General features: G+C 70.7%; 11 protein-coding genes. 9 read left to right on the top strand and 2 right to left on the bottom strand.

The genetic code is table 11. The annotated features are described in order from the left end of the window. Positions 1–10: 10 nt before the first annotated feature. From F4561_RS14150 to F4561_RS14130, 5 genes are all read left to right on the top strand, one after another. Positions 11–1222, top strand: a complete 1212-nt coding sequence (locus F4561_RS14150) for an RNA-guided endonuclease InsQ/TnpB family protein (RefSeq protein ID WP_184579266.1) — start codon at positions 11–13, stop codon at positions 1220–1222. Between the two features lie 314 nt (positions 1223–1536). Continuing rightward, complete coding sequence (fabG, locus tag F4561_RS14145; protein ID WP_184579263.1) at positions 1537–2241, top strand: 3-oxoacyl-[acyl-carrier-protein] reductase; 705 nt, start codon at positions 1537–1539, stop codon at positions 2239–2241. Between the two features lie 66 nt (positions 2242–2307). After that, entirely contained in the window at positions 2308–3072 is a 765-nt protein-coding gene (fabI, locus tag F4561_RS14140; RefSeq protein WP_184579260.1) for an enoyl-ACP reductase FabI, read from the top strand. A gap of 88 nt (positions 3073–3160) precedes the next feature. After that, positions 3161–3925 (top strand): SDR family NAD(P)-dependent oxidoreductase, encoded by a 765-nt coding sequence (locus F4561_RS14135; protein ID WP_184579256.1) that lies wholly within the window; start codon positions 3161–3163, stop codon positions 3923–3925. 364 nt (positions 3926–4289) lie between these two features. After that, on the top strand, positions 4290–6584 hold the full coding sequence (locus tag F4561_RS14130; protein WP_184579253.1) for a spermidine synthase: 2295 nt from the start codon (positions 4290–4292) through the stop codon (positions 6582–6584). Between the two features lie 63 nt (positions 6585–6647). Here the strand turns inward: F4561_RS14130 and F4561_RS14125 are convergent, their stop codons facing one another. Continuing rightward, positions 6648–8465 carry a helix-hairpin-helix domain-containing protein gene (locus tag F4561_RS14125; RefSeq protein WP_312885260.1) on the bottom strand — a complete coding sequence of 606 codons (1818 nt, stop codon included), beginning with the start codon at positions 8463–8465 and terminating at the stop codon, positions 6648–6650. 275 nt (positions 8466–8740) lie between these two features. Beyond that, entirely contained in the window at positions 8741–9700 is a 960-nt protein-coding gene (locus F4561_RS14120) for an aldo/keto reductase (RefSeq protein WP_184579247.1), read from the bottom strand. A 435-nt stretch (positions 9701–10135) separates the two neighbouring features. Between F4561_RS14120 and F4561_RS14115 the strand changes: the two genes are divergently transcribed. The 4 genes from F4561_RS14115 to F4561_RS14100 all read left to right on the top strand — a co-directional run bounded on the left by F4561_RS14115 (position 10136) and on the right by F4561_RS14100 (position 13202). Further along, on the top strand, positions 10136–10990 hold the full coding sequence (locus tag F4561_RS14115; RefSeq protein WP_184579243.1) for an undecaprenyl-diphosphate phosphatase: 855 nt from the start codon (positions 10136–10138) through the stop codon (positions 10988–10990). Between the two features lie 79 nt (positions 10991–11069). Beyond that, positions 11070–11807: an Rv2135c family putative phosphatase gene (locus F4561_RS14110; protein ID WP_184579240.1), complete on the top strand. Its 738-nt coding sequence runs from the start codon at positions 11070–11072 to the stop codon at positions 11805–11807. Positions 11808–11831: 24 nt separating this feature from the next. Then, positions 11832–12425, top strand: coding sequence for an Rv2134c family protein (locus tag F4561_RS14105; protein ID WP_184579237.1), 594 nt, complete (start codon positions 11832–11834; stop codon positions 12423–12425). Positions 12426–12446: 21 nt separating this feature from the next. Then, positions 12447–13202, top strand: a complete 756-nt coding sequence (locus F4561_RS14100) for an Rv2133c family protein (RefSeq protein ID WP_184579235.1) — start codon at positions 12447–12449, stop codon at positions 13200–13202. Positions 13203–13238 lie beyond the last annotated feature (36 nt).

Raw genomic sequence — 13238 nt, 5'->3', positions numbered from 1 at the left:
GAATGTGAGCATGGCCAGGAGCGCGGTGAAGCGGGCCTTCAAGTACCGCTTCTACCCCACCGATGCGCAGGCAGCGGAGCTGTCGCGCACCTTCGGCTGCGTGCGCCTGGTCTACAACAAAGCGCTGGCCGAACGCACCCGGGCGTGGTTCACTGAGCAGCGCCGGGTGAACTACAACCAGTCCTCGGCCGCGCTCACCGAGTGGAAGAAGGACCCCGACCTCGCATTCCTTAACGAGGTGTCCTCGGTGCCGCTCCAGCAAGGGCTCAGGCACTTGCAGACGGCGTTTCGGAACTTCTTCGACAAGCGCGCCAGGTACCCGCGGTTCAAGTCGCGCAAGAAATCGAAGATCTCGGCTGAATACACCCGCTCCGGTTTCACGTACCGAGATGGGAAGCTGTACCTGGCGAAGATGTCGGAGCCACTGGACATTGTGTGGTCGCGGCCCCTGCCCGAGGGTGTTGAGCCCTCCACGGTGACGGTCTCGCGTGACAGTGCGGGCCGCTGGTTCGTGTCCCTGCTGTGTGCGGACACGGTGGCCCACCACCCGGCCACCGACGGGGCGGTGGGTATTGACGCCGGGCTGGACCACCTGGTGACCCTGTCCACGGGGGAGAAGGTGGCCAATCCCCGCCACGAGCGCCGCGACCGCACGCGGCTGGCCAAGGCCCAGCGGGCGCTGTCGCGCAAACAGAAGGGATCGAACAACCGAGCCAGGGCCCGTGTGAAGGTGGCGCGGGTGCACGCCCGCATCACCGACCGGCGTCGGGACCACCTGCACAAGCTCACTACTCGACTCGTCCGCGAAAACCAAGTGGTCGTCATCGAGGACCTGAGCGTGCGCAACCTGCTCAAGAGCTCCACCCTGGCCCGCGCCATCTCGGACGCGGCGTGGAGCGAACTGCGGTCGATGCTGGAGTATAAGTGCGCGTGGTACGGGCGGGAGCTGGTCGCCATCGACCGGTTCTTCCCGTCGTCCAGGCTGTGCTCGGCGTGCGGGACCCTTCGGGAGAAGCTGCCGCTGAACGTCCGCACCTGGAGGTGCGGATGCGGCGCCAGGCATGACCGCGACGTGAACGCGGCGATCAACATTCGGGCCGCCGGGCTGGCGGTGTCTGCCTGTGGAGCCGGTGTAAGACCTCAACGGGAGTCCTCCCGGACGGGGCGGTCGGTGTCGAAGCAGGAAACCCACCCCGCGAGGGGTGAAATCCTCTTCCTATAGGGAGAGGAGGAAGTCAAGGTGGCTCCGCTCCAGGCTGCGGACCTTCGCGGCCCCGGGCCCCCTTCGCCGCGGGGCGGCTGCTCACTCGGTACTCCCTGGATACCCAATGGCCGGCGGCTGACGCGAGGAGTTCGCGCACGACCGTGGTCGAGGCGGTACGGGGCGGCCCGGTGCCGGCAACGGGCCGGTGGATGGCCAGGTGGGGGCGGGGGATGCGTAACCTCGGTTCCGCTACCGTTGGGTAGCTGGGTACGCTGCGGTGCGTTCTGACATCGTCATAAGCGAACCGACTAGGCACACGGAGGGGCCCAGATATGACCCGCTCGGCACTGGTCACCGGCGGTAGCCGGGGGATCGGATTGGCGATCGCCCGCGAGCTGGCCGCGGCCGGCGACGACGTCGCCGTGACCTATCGCTCGGGTGAGCCGCCCGAAGGGCTCCTCGGCGTGTCCTGCGACATCACCGACACCGCTCAGGTAGACGCCGCCTTCAAACGGGTCGAGGACGAGCAGGGGCCGGTCGAGGTGCTGGTCGCCAACGCGGGGATCACCAAGGACCAGTTGCTCGCGCTGATGAGCGAAGAGGACTTCGCCTCGGTGCTCGACACCAACCTCACCGGCACATTCCGGGTCGCGAAGCGCGCGGTGAAGGGCATGATGCGCAAGCGCACCGGACGTATCGTCCTCATCTCCTCCGTGGTGGGCCTGCTCGGATCGGGCGGCCAGGCGAACTACGCCGCGTCCAAGGCCGGCCTCGTCGGCTTCGGCCGGTCCCTCGCCCGCGAGCTGGGCTCGCGCAACATCACAGTCAACGTTGTCGCGCCCGGGTTCATCGAGACCGACATGACCGCGGAGCTGCCCGAGGAGCGCCAGGCCGAGATCAAGAAGAACGTTCCGCTGGGCCGCTACGGATCGACCGACGAGGTCGCCAAGACGGTGCGCTTCCTCGCCAGCCCGGACGCCGCCTACATCACGGGCGCCGTCCTCCCCGTCGACGGCGGCCTCGGCATGGGCCACTAGAGTCCCCACGACCCCGGCCGCCCCGCCCCAGCAGGCGAACACCGCAGAACAGGACTGAAGACACACATGGGAATTCTTGAGGGCAAGCGCATCCTGGTGACCGGGGTCATCACGGACAGCTCGATCGCCTACCACGTGGCCCGCCTGTGCCAGGAGCAGGGCGCCGAGGTCGTACTCACCGGCTACGGTCGGCTGAGCCTCGTGCAGCGCATCGCCCAGCGCCTCCCGGACGCCCCGCCGGTGCTGGAGCTCGACGTCACCGACAACGAGCACCTCGACACCCTCGCCGACCGGATCCGCGAGCACGTCGACGGCATCGACGGTGTCGTCCACTCCATCGGCTACACCCCGAAGGAGGCGCTCGGCGGCAACTTCCTCAACACCACGTGGGAGGACGTCGCCACCGCCATGCACACGTCGACGTTCTCGCTGAAGTCGCTCACCACCGCTGTGCTGCCGTTGATGAAGGACGGCGGTTCGGTGGTGGCGATGGACTTCGACAACAGCGTGTCCTACCCCATCTACGACTGGATGGGCGTCGCCAAGGCCGGCCTGACCTCTACCGCCCGCTACCTCGCGCGCTACGTCGGCGCGCAGAACGTCCGGGTCAACCTGGTCTCGGCCGGCCCGCTGCGCACGATGGCGGCCCGCAGCATCCCCGGCTTCGACGAGCTGGCCAACGCCTGGCCGCAGCGCGCCCCCCTCGGCTGGGACACCACCGACCCCGAACCGGCCGCGCGCGCCGTCGTCGCGCTGCTCTCCGACTGGTTCCCGGCCACCACCGGCGAAATCGTCCACGTCGACGGAGGTTTCCACTCGACGGGGGCATAGGCTGGACGTCCAGACCCTGCGGGCGTCCCCTCACCGGGGGCGCCCGCGGTCTCGTGGAGAGCCGATCGCGCAGGGAGGAGCGACGGACATGGATCTCGGACTTGACGGTGCAAGGGTCGTGGTCACCGGAGCGAGCCGGGGCATCGGCCGCGCGATCGCGCGGACCTTCGCAACCGAAGGGGCCAACCTCGCCATCTGCGCCCGCACGCCAGAGCCGCTGAAGCACGCCGCCGAGGAGCTGCGCGCTACCGGCGCCGCGGTCGTCGAGCAGGCGGTCGACGTCGCCGACACCGCCGCGCTGCGGGGGTTCATCGACCGGGCGGCGAGCGGCCTCGGCGGGATCGACGTCCTGGTCTCCAACGTCTCCGGAGGCAGCGTAGCCACCGAGGACCAGTGGGAGCGCGGGTTCACCACCGACATCATGCCGTTCGTGCGGATGGCCGGGTACGCCGAACCCCACCTGGCCGAGTCCGAACGCGGGGGCGCCATCGTGCTCATCTCCAGCACCTCCGCGCTGCACGCCGGGGCTCCGCCGTCCGGGCCCAAGGCCTACGGTGCGGTCAAGGCGGCGCTCAACCACTACGCGGCCGGCCTGGCCCGCACCCTGCCCGGGAAGGGGATCCGGGTGAACACGGTTTCGCCCGGCCCCATCGAGTTCGAAGGCGGGGGCTGGGCCCGGCGCCGGGAGAACGATCCGGAGTTCTACGAGAGCATCCGCGCCCGGATCCCCTACGGCCGCCTGGGGCGGCCCGAGGAGGTCGCGCGCGCGGCCGTGTTCCTGGCGAGCCCGGCGGCCAGCTTCGTCACCGGTACCAACATGGTCGTCGACGGCGGTTTCGTCGACCAGGTGTGACGGCGGCACCTCCGGCGCATGGGCGGATGCGTCCCGCCGACCAAGAACGAGGGTGTGTCAAGCGGCACTACCCGGCCGGAATCGGCTGGCCGGAAGTGGTCGGCGATTCGGGCCGGTGCGGTCGCGTCGGGTAGTCGCGTGCGGCCCGGGGGAGGTAGGGCGCGCTCATAATTCGCCCGGCAGGGCTTGTTGAGCTGGGCAAGCACGGCCGTCGCACCGGGTGCCCGCGGCGGGGTCGCGAACACGCCCGATCCGCGGTGGGCCGGGGCCCGGTTCGGGGGCCGGTTGGCTGTTTTGCGTTGGTACCCCCGATGGCTGAAAGTGTCTGGTGTCGCCGACCGGCCACCCCCCAGGAGTCCCGCGTATGTCCACGGTCGAAGAGGCCGTTCCCGCTAGCCGACCCCACGCGGCGGCACCGCGCGTCTGGTTGATGAACGCGCTGTTCACCGCGACGATCCTGACCAGCGCGATGCTGATCTTCGCGGTGCAGCCCATGGTCTCGAAGATGCTGCTGCCGCCGTACGGTGGCGCGGCGTCGGTCTGGACCACGTCGCTGCTGTTCTTCCAGACCGTGCTGTTGGTGGGCTACGCCTACGCGCACTTCGCCCCGAAGATCGTGGGCCGCCTGCATCCGCTGGCGCACCTGGCGCTCGTGGCGCTACCGCTGCTGGTGCTTCCGGTCACGCTGCCATCGTGGGCCGCGCCCGACGAGTCGACGGCTGTCGTGGTCCGGTTGCTCCTGGTGCTGTGTGTCATGGTGGCGATGCCGTTCGCGGTCCTCAGCGCCACCGGCCCGCTCGTGCAGTCGTGGTACTCGACGCTGGGAATGCCGCGGTCGCACGATCCCTATTTCCTCTACGCGGCCAGCAACATCGGCAGCATCGCGGGGCTACTCGCCTACCCGTTCATCGTCGAGCCGCTCATCGGCGTGCGGACCCAGGCGCTGTGGTGGGCGTTCACCTACGGCGCCTTCGCCGTCATGATCTCGGTGTGCGCGCTGGTCGCGTGGCGCGCGCGCCGTACCGCCCAGTCGGACGCGCCGTCCCCGCACAACGAAGAGAGCGCCAAGGATGCCGCGCCGGCGCGCCAGGACGAGCCGGAACAGCCGGAGGGCGGGCTTACCTGGCGCCGGAGACTGGTCTGGCTCGCCCTTGCCGCACTGCCGTCGTCGCTGCTGCAGGGGACCACAACCTACATCTCGACCGACGTCGCGCCCGTGCCACTGCTGTGGGTGGTGCCACTCGCTCTCTATCTGTCCACCTACATCGTCGCGTTCGGGATGCGCCGCCATACCTGGGTGGCGGGAGCGGTCGACATTTCGGTTGCCGGCTGTATACCGCTGGTCGTGCTGGTGGTGCTGCCCTACACCGTTCCGATCCCGGTCGAGATGCTGCTCTCGCTGGGCATGCTCACAGTGATCGCCCTGGCCGCGCACGGCCTGCTGGCCAGGGACCGGCCCTCGACGACCCACCTCACCGAGTTCTTCCTGCTGGTCTCGCTTGGCGGAGCGCTGGGCAGCCTGTTCAACGGCGTCGCCGCGCCGCTGCTGTTCGACCGGGTGGTGGAGTACCCCCTCGTTCTGTCCTCGGTCGCGCTGCTGTGCCTGTTCACGCGGCGCTCCGTAGGGGTCGTCCGATTGCTGGGCGCGACGCGCTGGGCGCGTCTGGTGGTGCTCGCTCTCGGGGCGGGCACGTTGGCTCTGGCGCAGATCGTCGGCGGAGGCTGGACCATGGTCCTCGCGGCGATCCTCGGGGCGATCGCCGGGATGGCAATACTGCGCAACCGTACCGTGCGCGCTGTCGGGTTCACGGCTACCGGCCTCGTACTGGTGGTGGCGCAGTTCGTCATCACCTCGAACACCATCGTTAACGGGCGCACGTTCTTCGGCTCCTACGTCATCGCCGAGACCGGGACCGAGCGGAGCCTGTCGCACGGCACGACCAAGCACGGCCACCAGATGCTGGATCCCGAGCAGAGCAAGGTCCCGGTATCCTACTTCTCCACCACCGGCCCCCTCGGCGATGTGTTCGCGGCCTACGGCGGGCCGCGCGCCGACCGGGTCGGTGTGGTCGGTCTCGGAACCGGAGTCATCGCCGCCTACGGGCAGGAAGGGCAACGGTTCGACTTCTACGAGGTCGATCCGGAGATGGTGCGGGTGGCCCGCAACCCGGAGTGGTTCACCTACCTTGAGGACTGCGCCTGCGAGGTCGAGACCGTCGTCGGCGACGGGCGGCTGCGCCTCTCCGAGGAGGAAAGCGGCACCTACGACATCATCGTGTTGGACGCCTTCAACTCCGATTCGATCCCGGTGCACATGCTCACCCGCGAGGCGTTCGGGATGTTCGCCGACCGGCTCGCCCCGGGCGGGATCCTCGCCGTCCACGTGAGCAACCGCAACCTGGACCTGGCCCCGATGGTGGGAGCCACCGCCAACGAGGCGGGCCTTTCCGGGATGTACCGGCCCGACGCCAACGTGGGGGAGAACGCGAACCCGCACGCCGACGCCTCGCAATGGGTCGCCCTCGCGTCAACGGAGTCTGATCTGGAACCGCTCACCAGCGAAGGCCAGCAGAACGCTGCGGAGTGGTACACCGTGCCCGACGACGGCCCGGTATGGACCGACGGCTACTCCTCCCTGTTCGGCGTGCTCAGGTGGTGATGGTCCCGATGGGGGCGCACCCGCCGTACGGCGGGTGCGCCCCCATCGGGAAAGCCGGCCCGGTCATCCCTCGCGCAGGATGTCGGCGAGGCGGGTGCGGCGGTCGATGGTGGCCGTGTCCCGCACCGCCCGCGCGAGGTCGGGGCCCGCGGCGTGCACGATGGACAGGTGCCCGCGGGTGCGGGTCATCGCGGTGTACACCTGGGGGCGCGAACCCCGGGTCTCGGGCGGGAACACCGCCACGACCGCCGGCCACAGGCCGCCGTGGGCATCGGCGACCGAGACGGCCCACCCCAGCCCCAGGTGCGCGGGGTCGGTGACCGTGACCAGGCGGCCGTCCGCGAGCTCCACGCGCGCGCCGGTGCCGCCGGCCTCGCGCAGGTGGCCGGTGTCACCCACGGCGTAGCCGGGGCCGTCGGCCCGTACCCGGACCCGGTCCCCGATATCGAACCCGTGGTGGGCACCCGGGCCCGGATTGAGCCGTTCCTTGCAGGCGGCGTTCAACGCTTCGGTCCCAGCGTCGCCAGCGGCGGTGGCGGCAACCACCTGCACCTGTTCGGCGGGGAGCCGCAGCACGCGCGGGATGGAGTCGGTGAGCAGCTGGACCGTCCGGTGTGCGGCCTCGGTGCCGGACGACGCCGGCACGACGACGACCTCGCGGCCGGGGGCGGCCACCTGGCCCAGCTCGCCCTGGGCGGCCAGCGTGGCGAGCCGTGCCAGCGGGCCGGGTTCAGCGGTGGAGGGCAACTCGGCGACCGCGACGGTGCCGGAGTCGATCATGTCGCGCACCACTGTCCCCGGGCTGGCGGAGGGCGCCTGTGCGGGGTCGGCGACCAGCACGAGATGGGTGCCGTCGGCACACGCCTCGACGAGGGCCGCCGCGTGCTCCACGTCCAGCGCCATGGCCTCGGCCATGACCACCAGTCCGGCGTCGATGGGCAGGGCCGCGCCGCGCCGGAACGATCCGGGGCGGTCGCATTCGAGCAGCGCGGCCAGCGGGACCACCTCGACCTCCGGGCCAGTGCCGGGCCCGATCCCGGCGAGCTCGGCGTTGAGTACCGCCGCGGCCTGTGCGGTGGGGGCCGCGACCGCGATGCCGGTCTCGCTGCCAGCGGCGATCGCGGCGGCGCCGGCCAGCGCGTGCGCCACCGCGGGCGCGGAGCCGGCGTCCTGGGTCAGGACGGTGACGCCGCGCAGCGCGACGGCGCCGAGCGCGGCCGAGGTCTGGGGGGCGATGTCGATCCCGTACCGCTGTGCCGCGGCCTCAAGCGTCTCAGCCGCCGTCACCGGGTCCATGATCGGCTCGCTGGTGCCCGACAGCCGGGTGATCCCCTCGCCCAGCTCCTGTTCGGCCAGGCCCACACGAGCCAGGGCGTAGTGCCGTTCGGGTTCGGGCATCTCGGGCGGTTCCCCGCCGCCGGGCTCGGCGTCATCGGGCTCGGGCATGGTCTCGAAGAGCATGACCTCGCCGTGGTCGAGCGCGGCGGAGATGGCGTCGGGCGGCGACGGGACCCCCAGCGACCGCGCCGCGCTCTGCAGGTGCTGCTCCCCGACAGCAGTGTGGCCGTAGCGGATCGCCTGGTGCAGCAGGTGGCCGATGAGCGCCCGGCCGCGCCGCGGGTCGTCGGGAGATGCGGCAGCGCCCAGTGCGTGCCGCGCGCAGGTGTCGGCCTGCTCGGGAGTGACCTGCCGCAGAGCCAGCAGTCGCCAGGGGTCGCCGGCCAGTTCGGCCGCGGCGCCCGGCCCGAGCGCGCTGACGAGCGGGGCCGCAAGCGACTCGGGCGCGCCCATGCCCGCCAGGACCGCCCGGGTGCGTTCGACGGCCTCGCCGGAGCCGGGGCCGGGGGGTTCGGAGGGCTCAGGGGGTGATTCCTCGGGCACGGCGCAGGATCTCCTGTTCTGGCGCGGCGGATGCTCGGTCGTGCATTGCGCGGCATTGCGGGCGCGCGACCGCCCAGACGGCGTGCACCGCGCCGCATGGTTCGAACAGCCCTTTAACGGATGCTCTTCGCGGATCGCCGGGTGCGCCGCCACCCTGGAGCGCTCGCTGTGCAAGAACGCACGCATCTCCTTGCCCCGGGAGCTTAGCGATCGCAGCCCGACGACCCGGACACTGGTGGCGCCCTGGGGACAACGCCGCGCACGAGAGCAGGCGGTCAGCTTGGGGGAGCCGAGGAGGCGTCGTCGAGCGCCTCGCGGATCTCCCGCGGAAGCTCCACGCTCTCGAGCGAGAGGATCTCCTCGAGTTGGGCGGTGGAGCGCGGCCCGACCGTCGCGGCGGCGACCGTGGCGTGATCCCGTACCCAGCTCAGCGCGACGGCCAGGGGGGAGACGCCGAGGCCTTCGGCGGCGGTGCACACCGACTCGACGACGCGCCGGCTGCGCTCGTCGAGGTACGGCTCGACGTAGGGCGCCATGTGCGGCATCGCGGCGCGGGAGTCGCTCGGCACACCGTTGCGGTACTTCCCGCTCAGTACCCCGCGGCCCAATGGGGACCAGGCGATGACGTCGGCGCCGCCGTCGGCCGCCGCGGCGAGCAGACCGCCCTCCGCACGCCGGTTCAGCAGTGAGAACTCCGTGCCGGCGGAGACGATCAGCGCCCGCCCGCGCCCGGGTGCGGCGCGCTGCCAGGTGGCGTACTTGGTGAGCTGCCACGGCGCGAGGTCGCCCACCCCGACGTAGCGCACCTTGCCCGAGGTCACGGCGGTGTCCATCGCCGAGAGGGTCTCCTCTGCGGGGGTGTCCGGATCGTGGACGTGCAGTTGCCAAAGGTCGATGTGGTCGGTCTGCAGGCGCCGCAGCGACGCGTCGAGCGACGCCAGGAGGTGCCGGCGCGACGCGTCGCGCGGCCGGTGCCGCTCCGGGGTGTGTCCAACCTTGGTCGCGATGATGACGTCGTCCCGGCGGACGACCGAGCGCAGCAACCGGCCGACAATACGCTCGCTGTGCCCGCCCGTGTAGATGTCGGCCGTGTCGACCAGCGTGCCGCCGGCGTCCACGAACGCGCTGAGCTGGTCGGCGGCGTCGTCTTCCTCGGTGTCCTTGCCCCAGGTCATGGTGCCTAGCGCAGTGCGAGACACCCATAGGCCCGACCCGCCCACCTGTCGCTGTTCCATCCGTCTCCTCGTGCCGGCCCCCGGCGTTGCCGCCGGGGAGAATGCTTCGCCGTTCTGAGTCCTCGTTTTCCGCTCTCGTCGTTGTCCGCCGCTCGCGCGAGGGCGGACGCGGCGCCGGCCGCGTTGCCGGGTGCCGCACGGCTCACATACCCGCTTTAGTAGTGACCTCCGACGGTGGGCGCGAGGTTCCCGCGCACGGGTACGTCACTGGTCACGGCGCGGAGAGTATCGCGGAAAGTACTGTCAGGCGGCGATCCGCACCGGAGGTTGCCCCGAACGTGGCCGAAACCGGCGGCGCGGACCCTGCCGATTCTGCAGTAGGCTGCCCTGGTCCGCCCGGTGCAGCCGGGCCGACCACCCCAGAAGCCCCTTTTACGTCGTAGCCCCGGCCCCGAGCGCGCCGCGGGAACCGAGCGCAGTGGAACAGAGTTCGCCGTGTCCATATTCGAGGCTGTCATCCTGGGCCTGATCCAGGGTCTGACCGAATTCCTGCCGATCTCCTCAAGCGGCCACCTCCGGGTGTTCTCCGCCTTCTTCGGGTGGCCCGATCCCGGTGCGGCCTTCACGGCTGTCAGCCAGATCGGCACCGAGTTAGCGGTGCTTGTGTACTTCCGCAAGCGCGTGTGGGGCATCCTCTCGGTGTGGACGCGCTCGCTGTTCGTCCGGGACCTGCGCCGCAAGCTCGACGCGCGCATGGGCTGGTACATCATTGTCGGGACGATCCCCATCGGGGTGACCGGGCTGCTCCTGGAGGAGCAGATCGACCATGCGTTCCGCGACCTCCGGCTGATCGCGCTGAACCTGATCGTCTTCGGGGTGATCCTCGGCGCCGCCGACCGCTACACCCGCAAGCACCGCGAGCTCACCGACCTCAGCGTGCAGCGCGGCGTCATCTACGGAGTGTTCCAGACCCTGGCGCTGATCCCCGGAGTATCGCGTTCCGGCGCCACGGTCACCGGTGGGATGCTGCTCGGCTTCAAGCGCAAGGACGCCGCCGAGTACGCGTTCCTGCTCGCGATGCCGGCCGTGTTCGCCTCCGGCGTCTATAAGCTGTTCGACATCGGCGGCAACGAGTACGCGGGGTGGGGCGCCACTTTCGCCGGAACCTTCGTCGCTCTCATTGTCGGCTACATCGTCATCGCGTGGTTCATGCGGTTCATCTCCACGCACAGCTTCATGCCGTTCGTCCACTACCGGATCGCGTTGGGCATCCTGGTCCTGGTGCTGGTGAGCTTCGGCGTACTCGACCCGGAGGGCGGCTCGCAGATCGCCGCCTCCGGCGCCGAGTGATGCGTGCGTCGCGTCCGGCCGGCCGTGCGCCGGGAGCGCCTTTGACCCGGGCCGGCCGGGGACCTATATCGTGAACGGCGTGCAGAGCACCGCAGAACGGCCGCCGGACCCCGTCGTCACCCTGATCCTGCTCCGCCATGGCCTCACCGAGCGCACGGGGAGCACCCTGGCCGGGCGGGCGCCGGGGCTGCACCTGGACGACCGCGGGACGGCACAGGCCAAGGACGTCGCTCGGCGGCTCGCCGGCATCGACCTCACCGCCGTGGTATCCAGCCCGCTCGAACGCTGCCGCGAGACCGCCCACACGGTCGCCGCGGCGAGCGGTCGCGAGGTCGTCGTCGACGACCGGTTCCTTGAGTGCGACTACGGTGACTGGACCGGCCGCAGCCTCAAGGATCTCGCTGAGGAGCCGCTGTGGCGTGTCGTCCAGGCACATCCGGCCGCCGCGCGCTTCCCGGGCGGCGAGAGCCTGGCCGAGATGTCGAACCGCGCGGTGGCGGCCGTGCGCGACTGGAACGACCACCTGGTGCACACCACCTCCACCGGGCCGGTCTACCTGGTGTGCAGCCACGGCGACGTCATCAAGGCCATCGTCGCCGACGCGTTGGGCCTGCATCTCGACCAGTTCCAGCGCCTGCAGGTCGACCCCTGCTCCCTGACCGCCGTGCGGTACACCTCTGTGCGGCCGTTCGTGCTGCGCCTCAACGACGTCGGCGACGGCAACGCCGCGGCCCTGCTCCCCGACCCCGGCGACGCGAGCGGGGACGCGGCGGTCGGCGGAGGGGCCGGCGCGGCAACCGAAGAATCGCCACGGTGACCACGATCCTCTAGGGTTCTTGGCATGTCCGTGTTCCAATATGACCCCCCTGAACGTTTCGTGGCCGGAACCGTCGGCCAGCCGGGGGAGCGCACCTTTTTCCTACAGGCCAGCGGGGGTGGCCGGATCACCAGTGTGGTTCTGGAGAAGACGCAGGTGCAGGCGCTCGCCGAACGCATCGAGGAGCTGCTGGAAGAGGTGCGGCGGCGCTTTGGGGAGCAGCAGGAGGAATCGGGCCCCGCGGCCGAGGTCGACGACGGTCCGCTGGAGCAGCCGATCGAGGAGGACTTCCGGGTCGGGACGCTCGCGCTCGCCTGGGACGCCGAGACCGCCCGGGTGATCGTCGAGGCTCAGCAGGTCGACGAGTCTGGCGAGGAAAGCGAGCCCGAGAGCGAGGGCGGCGACGGGTCCGAGGTCGAGGTGTTCGCCGAGGACACTCCGGTGAACCGCGATGTGCTCCGGGTGCACCTGACACCGGCGGCCGCACGGGCGTTCGCCGGGCGCGCGATGAAGGTCGTCTCCGCCGGCCGTCCGAACTGCCCCTTGTGCGGTGGGCCTCTCGACCCCACGGGGCACGTCTGCCCGCGGCAGAACGGCTACAAGCCAGGCGCGCTGTAACTACGAGGGCACGGGGGAGTCATGACCGCGTCGTTCGAAGGGCTGTCCTCGACCGATGCCATGGAACTACTGCGCACCGGCGAACTGGCGGTGGCCGGGCGGCTGGTCGACGCGTCGAACGCCACCCTCTACTGCACTGTTTCAGCGTCGGCGTCCTCCAGCTCCGTCAGCGCGTCGTGCGTGTACAAGCCGGTGGCGGGGGAGCGCCCACTGTGGGACTTCCCCGATGGCACGCTGGCCGGCCGCGAGGTCGCGGCGTTCGCGGTCTCCGAGGCCTTCGGGTGGAGCATTGTTCCGCCCACGGTCTACCGTGACGGGCCGTTCGGCGAAGGCATGTGCCAGCTCTGGGTAGAGCGCGACCCCGCCGTGGACCTGGTCGAGCTGTCCCGCGACCGCGAGCACCCGGCCCTGTGCCGGATGGCTGTTTTCGACGCCGTCATCAACAACTCCGACCGCAAGATCGGGCACCTGCTGCCCACCTCCGACGGTCGCCTCTACGGCTGCGACCACGGGGTCTCGTTCGCCGAGGACTATAAGCTGCGCACGGTGCTCTGGCAGTGGCAGGGCGAACCACTCACCAACGAGATGCTCGCGGGCCTGGAGAGCGTGCGTGCCCAGGCGCGCGACCCGGACAGCGAACTGGCGGAGCGACTGGCCCGGCATCTCACCGGACCGGAGCGGTTCGCGGTGCGCCGCCGCGTCGAGCTGCTCCTGGAGCACAAGGTGCACCCGTTCCCGCCGCCCGGCCGCCCCGCCATCCCCTGGCCGCCGATTTAGGCACCAGCGCCGTCGCGCCGAGCCGGGCGCCATACA

It is taken from the genome of Lipingzhangella halophila, assembly GCF_014203805.1.
Classification (GTDB): Bacteria; Actinomycetota; Actinomycetes; order Streptosporangiales; family Streptosporangiaceae; genus Lipingzhangella; species Lipingzhangella halophila.
The sequence above is the reverse complement of the archived record's forward strand: the minus strand, read 5'-3'. Positions and strand labels throughout refer to the sequence as shown.